The sequence below is a fragment of the Flavobacterium sp. FlaQc-57 genome, assembly GCF_044007395.1.
Classification (GTDB): Bacteria; Bacteroidota; Bacteroidia; order Flavobacteriales; family Flavobacteriaceae; genus Flavobacterium.
This window is the reverse complement of the sequence record NZ_JBIPDA010000001.1, coordinates 1,317,324-1,340,438: the sequence shown is the minus strand read 5'-3', so window position 1 is coordinate 1,340,438 and position 23,115 is coordinate 1,317,324. Positions and strand designations below refer to the sequence as shown.

Sequence of the window (23,115 nt, the reverse complement as noted above, 5' to 3'; positions counted from 1 at the left end):
ATATGGCAGCCACCGCAAGAGCGGGGTGAGGCATAGCCAAAATGTCTTTCACTTACAGGACACAATCCCTTGGGGAGAATTGTCTGCATATTGATACAATACATGCTTGGTTAGCTTATTGAATCAGTATGTCAGCACAATTTATCTATATACTGTGCCATCTATCTTTATTTTTCTGTTTATTAAAATGAATTGCGGATTATGTTCGCAAGTTATTTTAGGGTCGCTGAATAAAATGCACAAACATTTGGCAGGTTTTCAGATAAACACTTTTAAAATCAGGGAGCCCTAAATCTCCAACAATTAATTACCGTCTTAAAAATGAATATTCTAATAATTGATGACCAACCAAAATTTGTAAACTTCCTGCGCATTGGACTCGAGGAAGCAGGACATTTTGTCCATACCGCTGAGGATGGTAAGGAAGGGGTTCTTAGAGCAGCTACAAGAAACTATGACTTGATTCTTCTGAACTGGATTCTTCCTACGGTTGCGGGGATAGAAGTATGCCAGGCAATCCGTGTATCCGATACCCAGACGCCTATAATTTTTCTCACCACAAAAGATACACTCGAGGACACCATCGTTGCCCTGGAGCATGGAGCTAATGATTATATAAAAAAGCCGTTTAGTCTTGAGGAATTAATTTCAAGAATTATGGCATATGAAAGAAAAGCACAAAATTCAGAGCGCGAATACTGGCTTTCAGATATAAATATAAAAATGAATACTTATAAAGTTTTTAAATCAGGTCGAGAGGTTCTACTGACGCGTAAAGAATTTCTGCTGCTGGCTTATCTGCTGCGGCATAAAGGACAAGTATGTTCTCGCGTAGATATTATTAAGGAGGTATGGAGTTCAGACTATGAGTATGACGCAGGCATTATTGATGTTTTTATGAGTAATATAAGAAAAAAACTCCGGATCTCTGCTACCGATGAAAGACTTCGGACTGTAAGAGGTGTCGGTTTTATTGCTAATGAATCTTAAAATAATCAATCAATATTCTACGGGAGTTGATTAAATAATTTAAATTAAATATTTTGAAATCAAAGATAATTTGGATGAGCAAGATTGACAGTAACCTTCGATTATATATATCATTATCCATTGGTGCTGCTATGTTTTTTATGTTGGAAAATACTGAAAAAGCATCCGTACATTGGATGGCTTCATGGCTTGCTTTCTCTGGCGCCTATCTTCTTTTATGCTGGATGACAATTTTAAGCTGTCATCCTAAAGATTTGCATAAAATTGCAGAGAAGCAGGATTCAGGTCGCTCTTTAATTATGATACTGATTTTGATGGCTTCCATAATTAGTTTGATTGCTATTGTTTTGTTTTATAGGACTTCAGGTGAAATGAAAGGAACTGAATTGCTTATTCATATTTTACTTACGGTTTTCTCAGCCATATTGGCCTGGTGGCTGGTTCACACGACTTTTACATTTAAATACGCACATTTATACTATGCTGTGGGAGAAGAAAAAGCTGGGAGGCGTGTATTTGGAGGTCTGAATTTTCCTGAAGACAATACGCCGGATTATTTAGATTTTTGTTATTTTTCGTTTGTTCTGGGAACCACATTTCAGGTATCCGATGTTAGTATCACGGCAAGGCATATCAGGAGAATAGTTTTACTGCATGGTATGCTTTCCTTTTTTTTTAATACTATTATTTTGGCCCTAAGTATTAACATAATAGGCGGTTTGATCCAAAAGTAGTCCTATTCTTAGATATAAAAGGATCAAATAATGACTTTTTTATAAAGATGGAATTCATAATTAAAATTAATACTGAAAACTTTACGGTAAATGGCTATCTCAAATATAAAGTATGAATCGTATAGCAAAGGTTTTTGAGTAACTATTTTTGAGAGGCTTTAGAGTAATTTATCATTGGCCTTACCTTAATCTAGCATCAAACAGTTTTATTTGTAAAAGAACAGATATGGTTTAATTTATTGCCAATTTGTGCGGGCTGTCTAACAGTATTTCAAAAAAAAGATTGTAGTAATCTGAAAATAATATACTGGGGAATTATTTTTTATCAAATATAGGACCCCTCTGGATGCATTAATGGCTTTATGCATCCAGATATGGCACTATTATATTGGACAATACATATTCCCGGATAATTTCAATGATAATGTAATATTTATGAATATTTAATCATTTTGTAAATAATAATATCCATTTAGAGATTTCTTCGGATTTAATTCTATTTACACTCTTACCTCATTTTTACAATTAATCTCCGGAAAAAGGAAATTATGGATTTCAAGTTTTCAAAGATATAAATAATACCGAAGATCAAACTTATTATAAGTGATACAAAATTATAGTTGCTTTTTCCTTGCATTAACTGACAGGAAATTTCAAACACAAAGAAAATAAAAAATGTACTGCAGAGACGCCCGGTTTCACTCTTTCTTATTTTTTTCCAGTTAAAAGGTGAGTGTGACTTTTTATACAGCCAGACATTAGGAAGTATTGCAGGTACTTTTTCAGCCCAGCGAGAGTATTTAAAACCAAACGTACTTTTTAATTGCCTTTCTTTTGCCATCATTATTCTTTCAAGATATATAAAATATAAAAGTGCAAAGGCAAAGATGAACCAAAAGTCACCAGTGATGACAATCATTCCAAGCCATATTATAAAATTGCCTAAATACAAAGGATGCCTGACCATCGAATAAGTACCAGAGCTATAATGATTAGATGCACTTGTTTTTTTATGTTCATGTGTTGGAATACTGGGAGTGTAACCTACGGTGAGTATTCTAATGGTGCATCCTAGAAGGCTTATTGCCAGGCATAAATATTCAAATAAGCTTTCAAAAGGTGATTGTCTTAAGATTAACCCATTTGGATTTTTTTCAGACTTAAGCAGTAATAAATAACCTATAAGAAGCATAATGTGGGGAAATGTTTTCCCGTATTTAAGCAGCCATATACTTTGTTTCTCGAATTCTTCCTGAAGTGCCATAATTATTAGTATTACAAGAATTGATATAGGAATGTAAGCAAGTGATGATATAGAAATTTGCATTGCTGAAAATTAGTTTGTAAGGCTAGAGTATGTTTTATCTGCCTAATTTTTAAGATAATAATGGTATAAATACATCATCGATATAACGATGCCTGCAATAATTACCAGAATAGCAAAAAATATAGCAAGATCCCGCAATCTTTTCATGGACTTGGAAGTTTTCCTGCTGTAGCGGGAATGACTCTTGTATACCGGCTGTTTTCCTTTTTTCATTTGTAAAATTTTTAAAGTTATACATTCTTGATATAGGTTATCTTAAAGTAATTTCTCTTATGGCTCTGGACCAATTGGATGGGATTTGGTGAAGAATCATAGTAATAGACGAAAAAAACTGCATTAGGTGTGTACTGGTACTTTTTTTTCTGCAATTAATTTGTAATTAGAATTATTTCAATAATTTATTGGTAAAAAAATGATCTGCCGTCTGATACCATGCAATCGTTTCTTTTAGAAAAACCCTGTCCATGGGTATTTCCAATAGACTGTTGTCTTCTTTTTTCCATTTGTAAAACGACTGTCTTTTTTGATCGGATAGGATCATTACTTTATTTCTCTTCATCAAGGCTAGTTTTCGGTACGTTCCCAAAAAAGCACGTTGTTCAAATGAATTCTTTAAGACGTCTTTACCAAAAAAATTGGTCTGATAGCTCCAGTTCATAACGCCAAAAAGAGTAGGAAAGATGTCTATTTGCGAACACAATTTTGGAATCTTTTGGTTTTGAGATGCTGGAAGATTTATAATTATGGCTGGAATATGGTAGTTGGCTACATCAATGGCATCTTTTCCTGCACTGCTGGCACAGTGATCACCGATTATGACAAAAATGGTATTTTTATACCATTCTTTTTTGGAAGCTTTTTTAAATAATTCCCGAAGTGCAAAATCAGTATATTTTACGGCTCCTTCACGGCTTGTTCCCGAAGGTATGTCAATTTTTCCTGAGGGATATGTATAAGGTCTGTGGTTGGAGGTTGTCATGATAAAATTAAAGAATGGAACACCTTTTGTATATTGTTTGTCGGCAACACTTAACATTTTATTATAGATATCCTCATCGCAAATACCCCAGGCATTTTCAAATGTAATTTCATGGTCCTCAATATTATTTCTGACGGTTCTAATCTGGTCACTTAGCACACTTCCACGTCCACGGTCATAAATAGTAAAACCATTACCGCCGAAATAGGAATTCATATTGTCAAAATAGCCATCCCCGCCGTAAAAGAAATTACAATCGTATTGTTTTTCCTTAAAGACGCTGGCGACAGTAAAGAGATTTTGGTTTTCAGGTCTTTTTACAATACTTTGCCCAGGAGTTGGAGGGATTGATAATGTCACAGCTTCCATTCCGCGGACAGTTCTTGTCCCGGTGGCAAAAATATTTTCAAAAAAAATGCTTTTTTGAGCCAGACTGTCCATAAAGGGTGTGATATCCTTCTCATTTCCAAATTCTTTAAGAAAACTGGCACTAAGGCTCTCCACCAGGATAAAAACAACATTTCTTTTTGATGATAATTTCAGAGAGTCATTAATCTTTCTATGTATTGAAGGATATTTACCCGTAAAGCTGGCATTTGAATCTGACAGTTTACTTCGAACCAATTTAAAAGCCTTGTCATCATCAATTGAAGTATAAAATTCATCATACTTCATTTGATTGTTGCGAAAGGCCGCAAAGAAAGAATAAATTCCAGATTTTGAAATTTCAGAATTATAACGGTTAGCAGACCACTCTGCCTGTGCATTTGAAATGTAAGAAGTAAAGAATGCCATAATAACTACAGTTATGGATAAAAAGGCTATTCTAGTGGAAGGTTTGGCGATAAACTCAAAAGTTTTTCGAAATGATTCCCGCCATTTAAAGATCAAAATGATGATCAAGGAGATTAGAACGGTTCCTCCAATTAAGAGTGGCATCGGATATGACTCTTCGATATTGGCCACTACCTCATGGGTATAGATCAGGTAGTCAACAGCAATAAAATTGAATCTAGTTCTGAATTCGTCCCAAAATGTAATTTCGGCAAAAAAAACTAATACCAATATAAATACGATAAGAAATGTGAAGAGCCAGATTAGGATTTTATCAGTATATGTTCCAATCCATTTATTAGGCATAACTGCATAGTATAGCACTGCTGGAAATATAAGAAAGGAAATTGCTCCTATATCATAAAAAAGTCCGGTAAAAAGTGTTCGAAGCAGGTCCAATATCTTCCATGAAACTTCCTGATACTGCCATATAAAAAATAAGAGCCGCAAAAGAAATGAAGCAGATATAAAAAATAAGATTAAATCCCTTATAAGGGCGTATCTTGGTGATAAAAATTGTTTATAAAACATATGATGTATCTTTTTAATTAAAAATTAGAGTTCTATTCGTATGTACTAAAAATTGTACAACAATATTTACTGTCGCTAAAAGACATTGTAAGGCAATTCAAAAAATAGCAATCGGCATACAAGCAACTTTTTTAGTGCTTTTTATTTATTGAGGCTTGGACTTAAAAATAATGGGAGTGCTTTACATTATGCCCAAATCACAATTTTTCAAAAGCCATTTTTTTTTGAATCTCAATGTTGTAGACGTAGATTAATAATATCATAATCGAATCAGGTATTTAATTTAGTATGCAACAAAGTTTGTATGATTTTTTTCTGATCTTAAAACCTCGGTGTGAAGTGCCATACACTTAAACTTTTCTTGTCTTAGTCTAATTCAAATGCATTCTTATGAATCAAAGTGAGCAGAAATTAAAAATAATTAAGCCGCAAGATCAAATCATCCTAAAAAAATAGATTCAACCTTAAGGAAGTTTTCGTAAAGGCAGAATTTCTCTCCAAAAAACAAGCAGTACAAATACATGTCAGCCGCCAGATATTGTTATAATAATCAATGTTGCATCAATTTGTTTAATTACATCAGTTCATCATACCCAGTATTAAAAATAACAGGAAACCAAGAAAAAAACAGGCTGTCTGGATTGGCGACTCTTTTTCTTCATGAGCCTCAGTCAGCAGTTCTTCTGTTACAAGAAACAGCAAGGCCGCTAAACCAAATGAAAGCAGTAATTCTAATAATTCCTGAGACAGGTGAGAAAGTAAAGTTATTCCCAAGAGCGCTCCAATAAAGAAGGTCAGGCCAAGTCCTGCCAAAATCAAAAAGTTTTCTGACTTTGAAAAGCTGCTTTTGCGACAGGCTATCACTACGGCCAGCCCTAAAGAAAATGTTTCCAAACCCAGCGCAACAGAAAGCAGTATTCCTTCCTTCTTGCCAGCGGCAAACCCAATACCAAGCAAAAGCCCATCAATAATTAAATCAATGATTAGAGCACTAAGCAGGCCGAATGGCAGCCGATCTTTATTTTCATTTAGCGCATTTTCTGTTTTTTGGTTTCTTTCTGTAAAATACTTTACAAAAAGCATTAAAACAATCCCCATGCTAAAACCTATTCCAACCTCAATAGGCAGATGATTTTTAACAATATCAGGTAAAAGTTCCACAGCTACTACAGAAAAAACAACACCCGCAGCAAAATGTAAAATGGAACTGCGAATTACACCGCCAGGATTTTTGTAAAGTCCGACAGCCCCTCCAGCGATTATGGTTATTACGGGTAAAAATGCATATCCTAAAATTTCAGAAAGTATTTCCACTGCTGTATATTTTATTTAATATTAACATATCTGTTTCCAGTTGCACTAAATTTGCCTTCCAGGCCTGCTGATCATGATTTGTCGCTTTTTGATCAGCTTACATCCCAGTTGGTTTGATCATCTTTTGTATTTGTCCTTTTACTATTCTCTTAAAGACCGCTTATTTATCCTCTTCATGGTTATTTGTTTAAGATAAAACAGTCTGCAGGACAAATGTTTGTCACTACGGCCACTAGCAAAACTAATGGCAGTATATGACAATTTAGACCAGCTCGGAATTCTGAGCTTATAAAGAACTGTGTATCGGGCGGGGTGTTAATCTTCTTCGCCGCTGTTTTTCATTTTCGACAGTAAATCATAAGCGCCATTAATAACTATTTTAAGGTTTTTATAATCAGTCTGTTCATCAAAAATGATTTCAGTATAGTTCAATTCTGAGATTCCTGTTTTAACTTTCATTAATTTAAAACGGTTTACATTACCATGCTTATCTTTTGTCTGGCCATCTGCTACAAAGATATATTTACTTCCTTCGAATTCCACAACAGCTTTTGAAACTACTGCAGGGGCCTGTGAGCTCCCGCTCTCAACGAGGGCTTTAAGATACATACCGGGCAAGAGATTCTTATCATTCTGATCTAATTTACAGTGGATCTGCACCGTTCTTTCTGCACTGATTTCTCTACCGATTAAAGTTACAGTAGCGGTTCTTTCTTTCGTTTCATTTGCAAGTGTGAACCTTACTTTTTGACCTATTTGAAGTTTTGGAACATCTTTTTCAAATACGGTAAGTTCAGCGTGAAGATTTCCCGTGTCGGCAATTTTAAAGAGAACATCTTCAGAATTTACAAAAGCGCCAATATTTGTATTTACTTGGGTCACATACCCATTTATCGGTGAATATAATGGAATTGAGCTTTGTATAGTTCCCTTTTCAAGGCTTGAAATATTGACATTCATTAACTGCAGTTTTGATTTAAGCCCTGCAACGCGTGCGCGGACACTCTCATATTCTGATTTGGATTTCTGTAATGTTTTTAACGCATTAACATTTTCTTTCGACAATTGCAGCTGACGATCATAATCCTGTTTCAAATAGTTCAACTGGCTTTTAAGATCGATATAATCCTGCTGAGGCTGTATATAATCAGGGTTTTGCATCATGGCCACGAGCTGGCCTTTGCTTACTTTCATTCCCTGTAACAATGTTGTACTCTTCACAAAGCCTCCAAACGGTGTAGATATGGAAACAAGATTCTGCGGAGGAACATCAAGTATGCCATTTACCTTGGTAGTGCCACTTAGCGCTTTTGATTCAATGGAGCCGAGTTCGATAGCTGCTGAATTATATTGCTCTGCGGTAATCTCTACAATGTCTGCCTGTGCTGCAGGTTTTGCCTCAGCTGCAGCAGGCTCTGATTCCTTGGTCTTATCGCCGCATGCTGTAAACAGAGTTACAGCTAAAAATAACATAGATGTTTTATATAGAATATTCATATTTTTTGATTTTATCTTGATAATTGGTTTGTTCCTGAAAGGTATTCCAACAGGGAAATACTCAGGTTGTATTGTAAAATTGCTGACAAATAATTCTCCTGGATTCCTGTGGCGGTCCTTAAATTAAAAAGATTTTCGGCATAACTGATATCACCATTTTTGTATGCGCTTTCACTTTTGTTTAAGAGTAGTTCAGCATTTGGCAAGCCAGATGTTAGATAGTAATCAATACTTGTTTTATTTTTCATGTATTCCTGCGAGGCCTGCTCAAACTGTCCTTTTATCGTTATCTGTTGACTCTCCAGTGTTTTAGAAGCTACCTGAGTATTAATTTCGGCCGCTTTTACTCTTGAACTGTATGAGCCAAAGAAAATTGGTAAAGAGATACCGGCCTGAAACCCCTGAAACCTGTCGCCTGAACGGGCGAGCTCGGTTCCCGAAGCATTAAGAGGAGAACCTATAAGGGATTGATTAAAATAACCAAAGGTTAGATCGGGCAGTGCTTTTGTTTTCTGTACTCTTTTTTGAAGTTTTGCAACCTCGATCTGTTGCTGTATAAATGCCAATGAAGGATTTGAAGATGCAAGTGCAGCATTATCCACCGCTGTATAATCGGAGAGTACTAAAGTTTTATCTGCAATAGCTATACGCTCGCTGCTTCCCAGTAATGCTTGAAGCTGAGAAAGATAAATTTCAATATTTGCCTCGTCCTGTCTTAAAACATTCCGTGTCTCGTTTAGTTGTGTCTCAGCAGTGCTTTGTTCCAAGAGGGTACTTTCCCCTGTTTCGAAGCGCAGTTTTGCTGATTTAAGGAAGCCGGAAAATATACTGTCCTGCTTTCTCAGAAGGGCCTGCCTAGCATACAAATACTGTAAATTTGTATATGTGTTTCTGATACGGTAGATTAGTTCATTTTTAGTGATATTGGTTCTTAACTCACTACTTTTTACCAACGCATTTCCTAATGCTGCATTTGCTCCAAAGACAGTAGGAAAAGGAATAGTCTGGGATACAGCAAAATTTTTATCGTTTTTTACATAGCTGTTGTATTGTCCAAATTGACCTGAAATTTCAGTTTTTGGGATTTCTACAGCAGATTTTTTCAGCTGTTGCTGATAGTTAATATCCAATTGTGAGATGAGTACTTCGCGGTTGTTTCGCAATCCCTCTTCGATAGACTGTTCTAAGGTTAAGGTCTTATTTTGTGCTGTAGCAAAATTAGCTGTAAGCACCAAAACAATAATGGCTACTGTTGGATTTATCTTCATAGCTTTCTTATTAAATTTTTCAAACCATATATAAAGTATTGGCAGGACCAATAAAGTAAGCAGCGTTGCAGTAAATAAACCGCCTATTACAACTGTCGCCAGAGGTTTTTGCACTTCTCCTCCACTACCATGGGATAGAGCCATTGGCAAAAATCCAAGTGAAGCCACAAGGGCTGTCATTACTACGGGCCTTAGCCTGACAGAAGTTCCCTTTATAACGATTTGTTTCAGGTCATCCATACCTTCTCTCTTCAGGAGATTAAATTCGGCAATCAGTACGATACCATTTAATACTGCAACACCAAAGAGAGCGATAAACCCGACTCCAGCGGAAATACTAAACGGCATGCCTCGCATCCATAAGGCAAATATACCTCCAATGGCTGATAAAGGAATGGCAGTAAATATTAGCAATGCCTGCTTAACGGAACCAAAAGCAAAGAACAATAATAAAAATATCAGCATAAGCGATGCAGGTACAGCAATAGTCAGACGTTCTTTTGCAGCCTGCAGATTTTCAAATGTACCTCCATAAGTAGGATAATAACCTGATTCGAATTTAACCTGTGTGTCTATTTTTTTCTGAATTTCAGCAACAACACTCTCTACATCCCTTCCACGCACATTAAAGCCGACAATAATTCTTCTTTTGGCATCTTCTCTCTGTATCTGGTTTGGACCTTCTTTAAAACTAACATTGGCAAGCTGATCTAAAGGAATCTGATTTCCATTAGGGGCAGTAATAAAGAGGTTTTTTATATCATCGATCGACTGTCGATTTTCTTTTCCAAGTCTTACTACCAGACTGAATCTTTTCTCGCCTTCAAAAACCAGTCCTGCGGCTTCACCGGCAAAGGCCGAGCGAATCGCTGTATTTACGTCTTCTACATTTAGACCAAACTGTGCTATTTTATCTCTTTGAAAGCCAATTACAATTTGTGGCAGCCCCGAAACCTGCTCCACATAAATGTCCTCTGCACCATTGATTTTACCCGCTATTGAACCTATTTGTTTAGCGTATTTGGATAGTTTATCTAAATCTTCACCAAATATTTTAATGGCCACGTCCTGTTTTACACCTGAAATTAATTCATTGGAACGCATTTGAATCGGCTGTTGGAATCCAAAAGTGGCTCCTGCTATATTTTCTTCAAGTTTTTTCTGCATCAATTCTGCGAGTTCGGCTGAATTGTCAGCACTTGTCCACTCACTTTTATCTTTTAAGATAACCATCATATCACATGCTTCTACAGGCATGGGGTCGGTAGGAATCTCAGAAGAACCAATCTTACCAATAACTTCCTTTACTTCAGGAAAATTATCTTTAAGTACCTTAGCTGTTTTTTGTGTTGTTTCAATGGTCTGAGAAAGGCTGCTGCCGGTCAGAACTCTAAGTTCTACAGCAAAATCGCCTTCTTCGAGAGTCGGAATAAATTCGGCTCCGAGATAAGTAAACACGATCATGCTTAATACCAGCATTCCAACGGCAATCCCCACTATAATAGCTTTGGAGCGAAGTGCAAAAGCCAAAATCGGTGTATAAGCCCTTTGTATAGCATTAACAATCCGATCTGAAATGTTTTCCTTTACAGCTACTTTTTTGCTTAAAAATAGCGCACTCATAACAGGCACGTAAGTCAATGAAAGTATAAAAGCTCCCAATATTGCAAAAGATACTGTTTGTGCCATAGGCCTGAACATTTTGCCTTCTACGCCTACCAATACCAGAATTGGTAGATATACGATAAGAATCACGATTTGACCAAAGGCAGCAGAACTCATCATTTTACGCGCATTACTCATAACGCTGTGATCCATCTGTTCTTGTGTAAGGACCTGACCCTTATGTTTGACATGCAGATAATGCATTGTGGCCTCTATAATAATGACGGCTCCATCTACAATTAATCCAAAATCAATTGCACCCAGGCTCATCAAATTGCCATCGACACCAAAGAGATTCATAAGGCATATAGCAAATAGCATAGCCAGTGGGATTACAGATGCCACAATAAGTCCGGCTCTCAAATTTCCTAAAAGCAATACCAAGACAAATATTACAATAAGGGCTCCTTCTGCAAGATTTTTGGTAACTGTGCCGATAGCATTGTCAACCAATTTAGTCCTGTCTAAGAAAGGTTCTATAGTAACACCTTCCGGCAACGTTTTTTTAATCTGCTCCATTCGGGTTTTTACATTCCCAATTACTTTGGATGCATTGGCCCCTTTTAGCATCAAAACAATTCCGCCGACCACTTCACCTTCATCGTTTCTTGTCATTGCACCATACCGGGTAGCTGCCCCAATATTAACCTCGGCGACATTTCGAATTAAAACAGGAGTACTGTTAGCATTGGTTTTAACGACAATGTTTTCAATATCATCAACATTATTGATTAAACCCTCGCTTCGAATGAAGTAGGCATTTGGTTTTTTATCAATATAGGCTCCGCCCGTATTTTGGTTGTTTTTCTCAAGTGCTTGAAAGACATCATTTATACTGATGTTCATACTACGCAGTTTGTCAGGATTAAGGGTTATTTCATATTGTTTAAGAAAACCTCCAAAGCTGCTGACATCAGCGATACCGTCAACTCCTAAGAGCTGTCTTCGCACAATCCAGTCCTGAATGGTACGAAGCTCTGTGGCATTATACTTTTTTTCCTGTCCTTTTTTAGGATGCAGTACGTATTGGTAGATCTCACCTAAGCCGGTTGAAACGGGAGCCATCTGCGGCAATCCCATACCAGGAGGAATTTGTTCGCTTGCTTCGCTAAGACGTTCTGCAACTTGCTGTCTTGCCCAGTAGATATCAATATTTTCCTTAAAAACAACAGTAACAACTGACAAGCCGAAACGGCTGAAAGAGCGAACTTCCTCTATGTCTTTAATAGTTGCCATTGTCTGTTCCACAGGAAAGGTGACAAAGCGTTCAATATCTTCTGCTCCGTTGCTTGGAGAACTGGTTAGGATTTGTACCTGATTGTTTGTAATGTCAGGGACAGCATCAATAGGTAGCTGTCTGACGGAATAAATTCCCCAGATTATTAAGGCTAAGACCATAAGCCCAATAATCAATTTGTTCTTTATAGAGAACTGGATGATTTTGTTTAACATGAATGAAAATTTAGTTAAATGACGATAAATAGTATGGCATGATGCCACAACGAATCACTTCGATCAGATCGAAAATACAAAAGTCATTTAACTAATTTTGGGCGGTTGCCAGATGGAACCGTGAAAACGGGAGTAAGCTACTGAAACGTAGCTTTGTTGTTTTTTTCTTATAGGTGAACTTGCGATCACTTCTTTTGCGATCTGGCTATCAAAATCCAAACAAAGAATGGTTCTGCAGCAATTACAGGTGCAAAACGGAGAACAATCATCTTTACTTTGTTTTTTATGTGAAGAAGAATCTAAGAAGGAAACATGTGAAGTACTCAAGGCATTACTCTGACTATCGGCACATGGAATGGCCGAAAGGGTGATGAAAATCAGAGTTAATATGGTGCATATGTATTTCACGAAAGCAAAAATACATAATTATATAATATGGATGCAGATAATTGTTTTTTTTTATTATAAGCAGGAATCCATTTTAAATTATACAGTTCAACTTTCTACATTTTTTCCAGATTAAGCACAATAACTTAATACAGGTGACAACAGATAATTTAGAAAATAATGTAGCAGCAGTATCCGATTTAGAACACATTTATAAAAAAATTATGGATCCATACTATTTGTATGAACCCATAATTTTTAAAATTCCGTAATCTTTTTGCATTTGTTTACTGAAAATAGTAAGATGCCATTTTTTATATCAAGCTAGTTCTCTCAGATCAATAAAATTTTCAGTAATAAATGTTAGATTTTTAATCTTTGGATCCTAACGGCATTAAGTATAGCTAAGAGCGATACCCCAACATCAGCAATAACAGCTTCCCAAAGGGTAGCAACCCCCCCGGCGCCTAATGCCAACACTATTACCTTTACGACCATTGCCAGGATAATATTCTGCCAAACAATTTTTTTTGTAAGTTTTCCAATTTTTATGGACGTAACGATCTTAGAGGGCTGGTCATTTTGTATGACAATGTCAGCAGTTTCGATTGTGGCATCACTGCCCAGTCCACCCATGGCAATTCCGGCATCTGCCAATGCTACAACAGGAGCATCATTGACGCCGTCACCGACAAAAGCAATTTTCTTTCCTTCATTTTTCAGCGCTGTAACTTTTTCTACTTTTCCTTCCGGCAGCAAATCTCCGTACGCATTGTCAATGCCCAGGTTTCTGGCAACTTCATCGACAACGGTTTGCTTATCACCGGAAAGCATTACAGTTTGTATTTTTAATTCATGTAAATCTTTGATGGCCTGTAAGGCATCTTCTTTTATTTTATCTGCGATCGTTATATGTCCTGCATACTTTTTATCAAGGGAGAGTACTACAATAGTATATACTATCGCATCAATTTCGGCAGGATATTCGATACCAAATTTTTTCATGAGTTTTGTATTTCCGGCAAGGACTTCCTTGCCGGCTATGGTTCCTTTGAGTCCATGGCCGGATATTTCTTCCACGTTGGAAATTTCTATACCTTTAATTGAATCCTTCCCGGCATGTTCCACAACGGCAAGTCCAATAGGGTGTGTGGACTGGCTTTCAATAGCTGCGGCATATTTAAGAAGCTCCTCCTGGGGAATTTCTTTTGATTTGATATCCTGCACTTTAAATATACCTTCAGTAAGAGTGCCTGTTTTATCCATGACAACTACATTAATTTCAGTCATTACATCAAGAAAATTTGAACCTTTAAAAAGTATGCCATTTCTTGATGCCAGTCCGATTCCACCGAAATACCCAAGTGGTATCGAAACCACAAGAGCACAAGGACAGCTTATGACCAAGAACACTAAGGCTCTGTAAAACCATACATTGAAAACATAAGGATCTACGAAGAAAAAAGGAACAAAACACACTGCGAGCGCCAGGGTAAAAACAATAGGAGTATAAATTTTGGCAAACCTGCTGATGAATAACTGTGTTTGCGATTTGCGCGATGTGGCATCCTGAACCATTTCCAAAATTTTACTTAGCTTGCTATCCTGAAAAAGTGAGGTTACCTTGATTTGGGAAACGGTATTTAAATTGATCATACCAGCGTATATCTTTTCTCCTTTATTTTTGGTGTCAGGTTTGCTTTCTCCTGTGAGTGCTGCTGTGTTAAATGAAGCTTTTTCAGAAAGCAGTTCGCCATCCAAAGCCACTTTTTCACCAGGCTTTATTTGTATAATCTCTTCTGGTTTTACTTCTTTGGGATCCACGACTACAAAACTGCCATCTCTTTGAACAGCAACCTTATCAGGCCTGATGTCCAGAAGTGCCTGAATGCTTCTTTTGGCGCGGTTAACTGCAGCATCCTGAAACCACTCGCCTACCGAATAAAACGCCATCACAGCAACACCTTCACTATAAGACCCAATTGCAAATGCCCCAATCGTGGCAACGCTCATCAGGAAAAATTCGTTAAAAAAATCAAATCGTTTAGCTTTTCTGTAAGCCATATAAAGTACATTGTAGCCTGAAAGGAGATAAGCGGCAGAAAAAATTATAAGGTTGGCAGGGAATGGCGGGACAAACTCAAAGCCAAATTCAAGTACTAACATTGCCACCAGTATTATAATGGCAAGTAACAGCTGCCAGTGGCTTTTCCATCCCGAATCCGTATCAGTTGCATTATGGTCGTGACCATCATCATCTGTATGTATTGTTTGTTGCTTTTCCGGAGCTGCTTTATCGTGCTCAGCATGATTGCTAAGTTGGTCTCCGGCCTGAAAATCTGAATTATTGCTGTTTTCAATCATAATATCTGTTTTTAAATAGTGTGAAATTCATTTCACAATGTTAATCTAAGTTAATTAATGTAATAATAATTGTCTGGTGCCAGCGGCGGTATGGCAGTATCACTGCATATTTCTTTGATGTTATTTTCAATCACGGAGCTTAATGCACTCATGGGTACATCGGTTGGACTGTTTTCGAATGGGTCCTGCATAATGATTGCAGTTTTTTCTACTCCTATGAGCATTGAGGCTACAACTATGGTTAGAAAAATTTCAAGGATAGGAAAGTTATCTTCAAGTCCAAAAGGAAGTATGGAGATTAAGACGTAAATTAGAAAGTGAATCAGTAAGCTGTATGACTTTGGAAATACGGTATTTTTAATTCTTTCACATTTTCCCATTGCATCGTTCAGACGTGCAATGGTCGTGTCGATCTGTACCTGCTTGTTATCGTTTATCTGGTAGGTTTTGCAGATTAAGGCAAGCTGGTCTGCGTGCCTGTTGAGAAGTTCGGCGGGAATATTATTGGCCGTAATTTTATGTTGTTCTAAATAGTGCAGCACTTTCTCAGAGAAAGGGATCTTTCTCAGGCTCTCTGACAAGGCATAGCACCAAATAGTCTGTCTTTGTGCAAATTCTTTAAGTTCTCTCTGATATTCCAGCTCAGGTAAAAACTGCTTGATCTGTCGAAGAAGTGTTCTGGAATCATTTACAATTTCTCCCCATACTTTCCGTGCCTCCCACCAGCGCTCATAGGATTGCGCCGTCCTGAAAGCCAGAAGTAATGCCACTATAGTGCCCATTATGCCGGTTATAGGGAGAGGTATGGCAATCTGCCTGAGTATGGTCACGTGATCCAGTGTGCCTATTAAAACCGCATAGATCACTATGGCAGTAATATCAAGCCAGATGGATCTGAAAAAATAGATTATTGAATCTTTATTGTTTTTAACTAACATAGTATGAACTTTCTTTAATGATTAATTCATGTAGGTATTTCAGATGAAGATTCTGTCCAAAGTTTTCCTGACTACCTTATTATTTATTATAGTAGTATATTTTAAGGATGACCTATAAGTTTTCATCATGGTTATATTTTATCTTTTTTTTCCATCTTACATACCATTTTTGATGATGCAGTGAGAGCAGGTAGTATAAAGCAGCGGAACTTGCCACAGCAATAAGGTACATGTTAAGGCCCACAGCTACGCCTACAGCAGAAGTACACCAAACTGTAGCGGCTGTTGTTAGTCCATGTGACGAATTGGCATGATTGTTCCTGTATATGATTCCTGCACCAAGGAACCCCACACCGGTAACAATATTGGCTATTACCCTTGACGCGGCTGCAGGATCATTGGCTAAATGAACCGTGATGGAGGTAAACAGAGTAGCTCCAATGCAGACTGCTGCATAAGTTCGTACTCCTGCATCATGGTCATGTCGCTCTCTGTCCAGACCAATCAGAAATCCTAAAATAAACGAAACAATTATTTTGATAAGTATTGCAAGTTCTGTGTTAATATCCATATGTATCTAAATTAAGAATTAATTTCCAGCTATAAAAATTTCTTTCATTCCTTTGGAAACCAAATACTGATAAAGTTTATCTGGTCGTGTAACCAATTTTCTCAGAGCATTTTGATTGTTGAAAATGTACGACGATTTTAATGTGGCAAACCAGGTACCGCCCTTTTATTTATATGTTTTTCTTTTCACAACCCTGTCATAGGCAAGTGAATTTATGTCTTCGCCACGATTCTTTTCCCCTGTTTCTGAAGTATCGAAAGCTTATCCTTGTTGTTTCTGAGGCAAATTGTTAACAGGCATATATTTAAACAAAGTAATGCAGCTTTTATTTTCATTTTTAGCAGTGATTGTGCCGTTGTCATCTAAAGGTGCGAGTACATAATGTTTTGCTTAGTTTTGCATATTGAATATCATCGTACTTCTATTTTAGGCTTTCTAATATGTAATTTAAAGATACTGTCTTTGCATCACGGCTACATCAAATAACAGTGTAATGAAATAATATCCTTCGATTATATTATGTGCGACAGAGAAATGACGTATTCTTGTGCTACTTGTAAAAAAGAATAAAATAGAAATCATCACGATAAAATAATTTAGAAAAGGGCAAAGGGTTATCTTTTTACTTTCTTTGGATACAGTAGATTTGAATCGGTTATTTCCCGTGTACACCCTTTTTTTGATACTGTCCAAATATAATTATTATAACATAATTATACACCTTCCTGACCTAGAGTCGCCATAATAAATTAATATTATGAAATAATCTGTGGAGGCTGCCAAATGCTTCCAAAGAAGCTTGACGTTAAAAGCGATTGGTAGTTGGAAACCTGAGGTGAAATTTTATGAAGTACAATAGTAAAATCAATAGGCTCCTTTTCTACAGCACTAACAATGCCACAACAGGCACAACAGCATAAGGGCGAGCATAAATCATTTTTTGTGTTGTGTGAAGTTGTATCCTTGCTAAAATTGAGCTGTTTCACTATTCCAGAGGATGATGAAACAACAATTTGCATCTGCGTATCTGCGCAGGTAAAACACGGCAGGCTTAGCAGATAGATTGTTAATATGAAGTTGAGAAATTTCACATTATAAAAGTATACAATTAATTTTATTGAGTCAATAGAAAACTAGAAAAAAACCCTAGTACCTATTTTTTATCGTGACTTGATCTTATTTTGAACTGCTTTTTCCGTTATGATGAGATTATGTTTGATTAGTAAACGCTTAAAGTTGTTATGTTTGATGTTGTTTCTTAGATGATAGCATAAATGTTCCACTTATATATGCCGGGGGAATTTAGAATGCGAGAATTTGATGATAAGAAACTAACATATGTATAAAACCTAGAGACGTGTTAATAGATTATTAAAGATGTCTGAAAATAAAAATATTAAAACGGAACAACATCATTAGCTATATTGCGATTGCGTAATGAGCAATATAGCTAATGATGTTGTTCCGTTTTAAAGCGCCCCGCAATTGCCCGACCAGAGGAAGCCCAATTGCGGGGCGGCGGGCATTAGCCTACCGCTATAGGTTCTAACCTAAAAGTGCCAAGATTCAGAAAAAATCCTCTCTGAGCAGTCATTCCTTCACGAAATAATTTCCATAGTAGTGATGCCCCCATACTGGCAAGTGTCGCATTAATAAATAAATCCTGTTTTTCAAGTGCCTCGGCAAGCGAACAACTCGGCTCATTGTTATCGCTCTGTACTTGCAGTAATTCCTTAAATTCATCGGTTACCATCGGAAGACTCGGTACAGTCCTGTATAGTTTGGAATCAGGCTGTTGGATTTCCGTGATTGTTGAGAGTATCGCCTGTCCTGTATTTTGAGCGTTGCCGAGATCAAGCCAATAGAGGGATTTGGTACGCTCAAAATCGCTGTTCCCATTACTATTCAGCAGGAAATCTGCAATATCAAAACGTGCCGATACGGTATCAACACAACTAATGTAAATATTTGCCCTGCCACGATTGGGCAGGGATTTCAGATTAGCTGTTGAAAATTGCTCTGTTACGGCTTTCCAATTCGTTCCAAAAAAGCGATTGATACGATTTATAAGTGCTACTGCTTTGGGAAGCCCAACCTCAGCATCTGCAAAAAGCTGTCGTCCCTGATTGGCATTAGTGACTACATCATCATCGAACAAATTAACCTGTAGTCCAGGATGTCCCAAGGCTATAAGGCTGTGGTTCATTCTTGCGAGTTCAGTGAGCATCCTGCTTCCTGTTCCTCCTGCTCCAATAAGATTTACCGTTATGGGATTGGCTGGGTTTATCAGGTAATTGTGCCCGTAATGTATGGCGCTTTGTGTATTCATGATAGTAATTTTTTAAGAGTTAAACCATTTTTGATTAGGGATTTTATGGGAAACGGTTTACCGCTACCCACCAATTTCTGCCAAAGCTGTATGATGTTTCCTTTTACAGGACTTGTATTTCCAATGAGATGACTGAAATAGCTTTTAAAGAAATACTGCTCCCATGACTGCATGAAATCTTGTAAATGACAATCTGCTTTTATATCAACTTTCACTGTACCCATGCATACCCTTCCATCATTATATAAATTAAAAAAGGGTGCATGATACAGTGCTGTCTGTTCGTTTATTATTTTGTCTGCAACCATTGCATAGATATACAGGGTGTTTTTGGAGGCTTTCCATAATAAAGGCGGTACAAATGCTTCTGCGTTTGGGATTGCTAAACTCTCCACAAAAAACAAACTGACTTTTTGGGCAGGGGTGTACCAAATAGCAGAACCATCATGGTCGGGATTCAAATGCAGTACATTTTTTGGAAGCAGTCCTGATGGTTTTAGAAATTTACGTGTGAGTTCTTCTGAAGTATCAAGGGCACTGGCAAGCTGTGTGCTTTCTTTAAGGCTTAAGGGATGGGCGTTTATGGGACAGCCATTTTTATCCATATCATAGGCTTCCACATAAATGGATTTTTCAGCGGAGTTTTTCTGATAGACCACAAAGGCTTTTACAGGATTGTATAATGTCCCGAATTGTTGAGTTATATCTTTCATGGCATATTATTTAAAAGGGTGCATAAATCATTTAAAAGAGGAAACAGCCTACACTCGAAATCGAGCGCTTTATGGGTTAACTCGTTTTGGGTATCATAGATTTGCAGGAGTGAAGGCTCTTCTATTTCGGAGCATTCGTTCAATTCATCATTGATTACCCGTGCAATATTCTCATAGAGTTGTCCATCAGTCTCTGCTATAAAGGAAATGTACTCTTCTGCTCTTATAATTCCTTCTTCACTTTCAAACACCTCATTGGAGGTATTTTGAAAAATTGTACCCGAAGGATATTCGAGCATTAGTGCCAATGCTTGTTTGGCAACACTCAGGCAGTCTTTTTCGAAACTGTTATTGAATTTATAACTGCCTATGCGTTTTTCAAAGACACTCAAATGATAGGGATTGTAGATTTTACGGTGCATAACATCTCCATAGTATGAAGCCGTGTTTAATTCTGAAATCATACTATTTCCGTTTTCAGACTCTTCATCTTCCAATTCATCAATCAATCATTCTTCCATACATTCATAGTGGTAATAAAGATAACTATTGTCTTCCCTGTAATAGGGAATCCCTGCAATATGGTAGAGATAGGCAAAAACAGAGAGCAGTAATTCTGCAGTTTGTTTCTGTTTCCTGTCCTGCAATAGCTTATATAAAGGCAGTACAGGAATATAGTACAGCGTATTGCACGTGTTATAAATATGCTTGGTTGCTAATTTTACACAGCCATTATTACACTGCATAATGGACAATTCAATATCGCGACCCAAACTGTTCAACTGCTTCTGAGCATGGCAATGTGCTAATAATATATTATAGGGATAGGATTTGCCTGTAGTATCCAAAACCTCAAAACCATACAATCCTGTCAGGAGAGCAAGAGAATTAAAAAAATCATTTTCTACCTGAAATTGGTCGGGTATTTTTTTACCCATTTCGAACAAGGGCAGAAAAGAATGTCTTAAAAAACCATCGGCAGGAGTTCGAGCGGAGCGGAACTGTTCGGGTTCTTTTTTACTTGGTGTGCATCGGGCAGTCGGTCTGTATTTTCTGCGAATTCCCCTAACTGTCTGTATAGTCTGCATAACTTTTTGTTTTTGGGCAGTTTGATATTGCCTGTTATCGTTTGTGTTTTCATGGTTTATCCTTTTGTACCTATTTGTGATATGAATTTGTACTGCAGGGCATCGTCATTTATAACAGGTCCCTCTATGGATGCCGTGGTTAAAATCGGATAGGTCTGGGCATAAAAATTGAGTACCGCTTCGGGACTGAATGAGGGGGATGGGTCGGCGAGTTTAATCTCCTGATCTTTATCCCTGAAGATAAAGATGCGCTCTAGGGTCGTAGCTGTTAACATGGCTGTTCGGTTTTAGGGTCATTGAAAAGGTCTATGGGGAACTTATCGGAAAGCTCTGCTTTTCGGGCATAAATGATGTCCTTGTACTCGGGATACAGGTCAGCAGACGGCACTTTCATCCACGCTTCTTTAAATTTTCCTGCGGTTTCAAGTTCCTCTGCTTTTTTCATGGCTGATTCGTACTGTTTCTGCATTTCTGCTTTTTCTTTGCCCATTTTCAGAATGTTGTCTTTTTCCATCTGTGAACTCACTTTTGCTTGTTCCTTTTCTTTGAGGAACTGTTCCATATTGGCAAAAAGCTGTGCCGTATCTTGTACAGGCTCTGTAATCGCTTCAAAAAATCCGTTGTCGAGTTCCTCCGCCGTGCCTTTTAGTAAAATAGGTGGTACTTTTTTTCGGGCATCATCGCCAATGTCATCGTTAAAAAACAATACCGATACAATGAGTCTGTCCGTTTCTTCCCTTGCTATGTTTATTTTCCAATTCCCTGCGACCTGCAGGGAAAGGATTGATTTGAAAAAATTGGTTTCCATTGCTTTACTCTTTAGTTTGTTCTACATCTAAATCACTAATTTTCATTAGCTTCTCATACATATCCTGCCAATAGGCTTGCCGTTTTTCATCAAACTTTTCAAAGAGTTTGTCTTCATGGGCAAAATTCCTGAAGTAGTCTGCCTGTTTTATCGCTTCGGATAAATTGGTAACCTCAAATTTTTCTCCGTTTTTATCTTCTATCTGTATCATGATATCAGGGTTTAAAAGGACAGGCAGGAACTGCCTGTCCTGATTAGCTAATTCAGAATCAAGGCGTCCGAGCCTTTATTTGCAAAATCCACACAAAGGTTAAAAGCAGACTGTGTGCGAATCTGTCCTGTACCACCCATCAAAAGGGAAGTTAATTTAGCCTCTTCATCTTTGTAATTTCTAACATTCTGAAAATATCCTGTGATTGCATTGTAAGCCCCAAAGACAGTTCCTTTGGTGGTCTTCATCAGTTGTGTGGGGTTGCTCATGGCATATTCAAATGCGCTATCGACCATATTGGTAAAACAAGTAGATAATTCGTCTTCCCTGCCATTTTGTATAGTTTTGAGCACTTCTTTACTCGGAACAAGGGCGGACTGTATCAGTTTTTTCACTTCATTGTCCGTTATTCGGATTTTTGTCCAATGGTTAAAAATGGATTCCATTTGCGAAGCCAGCATATCTGATATACCCATTACTTTGTGCGCCTGTTCCAAACGCTGTTTGGCATTTGAGGTATGGCGAATACGCACGGTATTGGTCTTATTGTTCATAGCGGCATTCAGGGTATTGTTGCATACGATACGGATAGGGGTGAATGCTGCGGTTATGCTTCCGCTTCCGTCATGGGAAGTCGTTAAGAACAAGTATTTCTCAATCAAATCATCGTTACCCACCCTTATATAATCGGGCAGTTTAGCTGTTATAAAGATTCGTTCCCCTTTTCCGAGCGCCCCTGCGGTTTCGTATAGGATACCGTCACCGCCAACAATGCTGTCAAAAAAAGAAAAGGCGTCCCTGTTTTGTACGATTTGGTAGTCTTTGCCCACTACACCGAGTACGGCATCATTATCGGTGCGCACCGTACTGAAGTAATTTGGTACTTCTATATTATTATGAACGATTTCATTATCCAAAATAATTTCGGCAGAACCGGCTGTGAAAATCTTACGTTTTTCTATTTCATAATCCAAACCTGCGTGCTGAATTGCCTCGGCGCTCGTGGGGTAATCGGTAATGATCTGCCCCAAATTGTGCCATGCTTTTTGCTTAGTGCTGAAAAAACTGTGTTTTCCTGTGTGTTCGTTGTAATTAATATTGTGTGCCATGATATT

General features: G+C 37.5%; 19 protein-coding genes. 2 read left to right on the top strand and 17 right to left on the bottom strand.

Annotated elements, in window-relative coordinates:
* The first annotated feature begins 321 nt into the window (after window positions 1-321).
* Window positions 322-990: a response regulator transcription factor gene (locus ACHRVZ_RS05730; RefSeq protein ID WP_395421237.1), complete on the top strand. Its 669-nt coding sequence runs from the start codon at window positions 322-324 to the stop codon at window positions 988-990.
* 74 nt (window positions 991-1,064) lie between these two features.
* Window positions 1,065-1,724, top strand: coding sequence for a DUF1345 domain-containing protein (locus ACHRVZ_RS05725; protein ID WP_395421236.1), 660 nt, complete (start codon window positions 1,065-1,067; stop codon window positions 1,722-1,724).
* 508 nt (window positions 1,725-2,232) lie between these two features.
* Here the strand turns inward: ACHRVZ_RS05725 and ACHRVZ_RS05720 are convergent.
* From ACHRVZ_RS05720 to ACHRVZ_RS05640, 17 genes are all read right to left on the bottom strand, one after another.
* Window positions 2,233-2,988 (bottom strand): methyltransferase family protein, encoded by a 756-nt coding sequence (locus tag ACHRVZ_RS05720; RefSeq protein ID WP_395421235.1) that lies wholly within the window; start codon window positions 2,986-2,988, stop codon window positions 2,233-2,235.
* 448 nt (window positions 2,989-3,436) lie between these two features.
* Window positions 3,437-5,170: an LTA synthase family protein gene (locus ACHRVZ_RS05715; RefSeq protein ID WP_395421234.1), complete on the bottom strand. Its 1,734-nt coding sequence runs from the start codon at window positions 5,168-5,170 to the stop codon at window positions 3,437-3,439.
* 804 nt (window positions 5,171-5,974) lie between these two features.
* A complete protein-coding gene (locus ACHRVZ_RS05710) occupies window positions 5,975-6,709 on the bottom strand; it encodes a ZIP family metal transporter (RefSeq protein ID WP_395421233.1) in 735 nt (244 codons plus the stop codon).
* 315 nt (window positions 6,710-7,024) lie between these two features.
* The gene (locus ACHRVZ_RS05705; RefSeq protein WP_395421231.1) at window positions 7,025-8,206 is read right to left on the bottom strand and encodes an efflux RND transporter periplasmic adaptor subunit; all 1,182 of its coding nucleotides are present in this window, start codon (window positions 8,204-8,206) and stop codon (window positions 7,025-7,027) included.
* 11 nt (window positions 8,207-8,217) lie between these two features.
* Entirely contained in the window at window positions 8,218-12,591 is a 4,374-nt protein-coding gene (locus ACHRVZ_RS05700; protein ID WP_395421230.1) for a CusA/CzcA family heavy metal efflux RND transporter, read from the bottom strand.
* Window positions 12,592-12,678: 87 nt separating this feature from the next.
* Window positions 12,679-12,999 (bottom strand): DUF6660 family protein, encoded by a 321-nt coding sequence (locus tag ACHRVZ_RS05695; RefSeq protein ID WP_395421229.1) that lies wholly within the window; start codon window positions 12,997-12,999, stop codon window positions 12,679-12,681.
* A gap of 342 nt (window positions 13,000-13,341) precedes the next feature.
* Window positions 13,342-15,342 carry a heavy metal translocating P-type ATPase gene (locus ACHRVZ_RS05690; protein WP_395421228.1) on the bottom strand — a complete coding sequence of 667 codons (2,001 nt, stop codon included), beginning with the start codon at window positions 15,340-15,342 and terminating at the stop codon, window positions 13,342-13,344.
* Window positions 15,343-15,392: 50 nt separating this feature from the next.
* On the bottom strand, window positions 15,393-16,280 hold the full coding sequence (locus ACHRVZ_RS05685; RefSeq protein WP_395421227.1) for a bestrophin family protein: 888 nt from the start codon (window positions 16,278-16,280) through the stop codon (window positions 15,393-15,395).
* A 112-nt stretch (window positions 16,281-16,392) separates the two neighbouring features.
* Window positions 16,393-16,851, bottom strand: coding sequence for an MgtC/SapB family protein (locus tag ACHRVZ_RS05680; protein WP_395421226.1), 459 nt, complete (start codon window positions 16,849-16,851; stop codon window positions 16,393-16,395).
* 1,525 nt (window positions 16,852-18,376) lie between these two features.
* Window positions 18,377-19,180: a PRTRC system ThiF family protein gene (locus ACHRVZ_RS05675; RefSeq protein ID WP_395421224.1), complete on the bottom strand. Its 804-nt coding sequence runs from the start codon at window positions 19,178-19,180 to the stop codon at window positions 18,377-18,379.
* Complete coding sequence (locus ACHRVZ_RS05670; protein WP_395421223.1) at window positions 19,177-19,893, bottom strand: PRTRC system protein B; 717 nt, start codon at window positions 19,891-19,893, stop codon at window positions 19,177-19,179. Before ACHRVZ_RS05670 ends, ACHRVZ_RS05675 begins: the two co-directional genes overlap by 4 nt.
* Complete coding sequence (locus tag ACHRVZ_RS05665; protein WP_395421222.1) at window positions 19,890-20,357, bottom strand: hypothetical protein; 468 nt, start codon at window positions 20,355-20,357, stop codon at window positions 19,890-19,892. Before ACHRVZ_RS05665 ends, ACHRVZ_RS05670 begins: the two co-directional genes overlap by 4 nt.
* Before the next feature lie 45 nt (window positions 20,358-20,402).
* On the bottom strand, window positions 20,403-20,981 hold the full coding sequence (locus ACHRVZ_RS05660) for a hypothetical protein (RefSeq protein WP_395421221.1): 579 nt from the start codon (window positions 20,979-20,981) through the stop codon (window positions 20,403-20,405).
* A 56-nt stretch (window positions 20,982-21,037) separates the two neighbouring features.
* Window positions 21,038-21,256, bottom strand: coding sequence for a PRTRC system protein C (locus ACHRVZ_RS05655; protein WP_395421220.1), 219 nt, complete (start codon window positions 21,254-21,256; stop codon window positions 21,038-21,040).
* Window positions 21,250-21,789, bottom strand: a complete 540-nt coding sequence (locus tag ACHRVZ_RS05650; protein ID WP_395421219.1) for a prtrc system protein e — start codon at window positions 21,787-21,789, stop codon at window positions 21,250-21,252. Before ACHRVZ_RS05650 ends, ACHRVZ_RS05655 begins: the two co-directional genes overlap by 7 nt.
* A 4-nt stretch (window positions 21,790-21,793) precedes the next feature.
* A complete protein-coding gene (locus tag ACHRVZ_RS05645) occupies window positions 21,794-22,000 on the bottom strand; it encodes a hypothetical protein (RefSeq protein ID WP_395421218.1) in 207 nt (68 codons plus the stop codon).
* Between the two features lie 47 nt (window positions 22,001-22,047).
* The gene (locus ACHRVZ_RS05640) at window positions 22,048-23,109 is read right to left on the bottom strand and encodes a DUF932 domain-containing protein (RefSeq protein WP_395421217.1); all 1,062 of its coding nucleotides are present in this window, start codon (window positions 23,107-23,109) and stop codon (window positions 22,048-22,050) included.
* Between the last annotated feature and the right edge of the window lie 6 nt (window positions 23,110-23,115).

Bases quoted from the DNA above. Each gene is read 5' to 3' on its own strand.
- ACHRVZ_RS05680 (WP_395421226.1), bottom strand. From the start codon at position 16,851: ATGGATATTAACACAGAACTTGCAATACTTATCAAAATAATTGTTTCG.
- ACHRVZ_RS05665 (WP_395421222.1), bottom strand. From the start codon at position 20,357: ATGATTTCAGAATTAAACACGGCTTCATACTATGGAGATGTTATGCAC.
- ACHRVZ_RS05725 (WP_395421236.1), top strand. From the start codon at position 1,065: ATGAGCAAGATTGACAGTAACCTTCGATTATATATATCATTATCCATT.
- ACHRVZ_RS05705 (WP_395421231.1), bottom strand. From the start codon at position 8,206: ATGAATATTCTATATAAAACATCTATGTTATTTTTAGCTGTAACTCTG.
- ACHRVZ_RS05655 (WP_395421220.1), bottom strand. From the start codon at position 21,256: ATGTTAACAGCTACGACCCTAGAGCGCATCTTTATCTTCAGGGATAAA.
- ACHRVZ_RS05660 (WP_395421221.1), bottom strand. From the start codon at position 20,981: ATGCAGACTATACAGACAGTTAGGGGAATTCGCAGAAAATACAGACCG.
- ACHRVZ_RS05690 (WP_395421228.1), bottom strand. From the start codon at position 15,342: ATGATTGAAAACAGCAATAATTCAGATTTTCAGGCCGGAGACCAACTT.
- ACHRVZ_RS05640 (WP_395421217.1), bottom strand. From the start codon at position 23,109: ATGGCACACAATATTAATTACAACGAACACACAGGAAAACACAGTTTT.
- ACHRVZ_RS05685 (WP_395421227.1), bottom strand. From the start codon at position 16,280: ATGTTAGTTAAAAACAATAAAGATTCAATAATCTATTTTTTCAGATCC.
- ACHRVZ_RS05715 (WP_395421234.1), bottom strand. From the start codon at position 5,170: ATGCCTAATAAATGGATTGGAACATATACTGATAAAATCCTAATCTGG.
- ACHRVZ_RS05670 (WP_395421223.1), bottom strand. From the start codon at position 19,893: ATGAAAGATATAACTCAACAATTCGGGACATTATACAATCCTGTAAAA.
- ACHRVZ_RS05720 (WP_395421235.1), bottom strand. From the start codon at position 2,988: ATGGCACTTCAGGAAGAATTCGAGAAACAAAGTATATGGCTGCTTAAA.
- ACHRVZ_RS05730 (WP_395421237.1), top strand. From the start codon at position 322: ATGAATATTCTAATAATTGATGACCAACCAAAATTTGTAAACTTCCTG.
- ACHRVZ_RS05650 (WP_395421219.1), bottom strand. From the start codon at position 21,789: ATGGAAACCAATTTTTTCAAATCAATCCTTTCCCTGCAGGTCGCAGGG.
- ACHRVZ_RS05700 (WP_395421230.1), bottom strand. From the start codon at position 12,591: ATGTTAAACAAAATCATCCAGTTCTCTATAAAGAACAAATTGATTATT.
- ACHRVZ_RS05675 (WP_395421224.1), bottom strand. From the start codon at position 19,180: ATGAATACACAAAGCGCCATACATTACGGGCACAATTACCTGATAAAC.
- ACHRVZ_RS05645 (WP_395421218.1), bottom strand. From the start codon at position 22,000: ATGATACAGATAGAAGATAAAAACGGAGAAAAATTTGAGGTTACCAAT.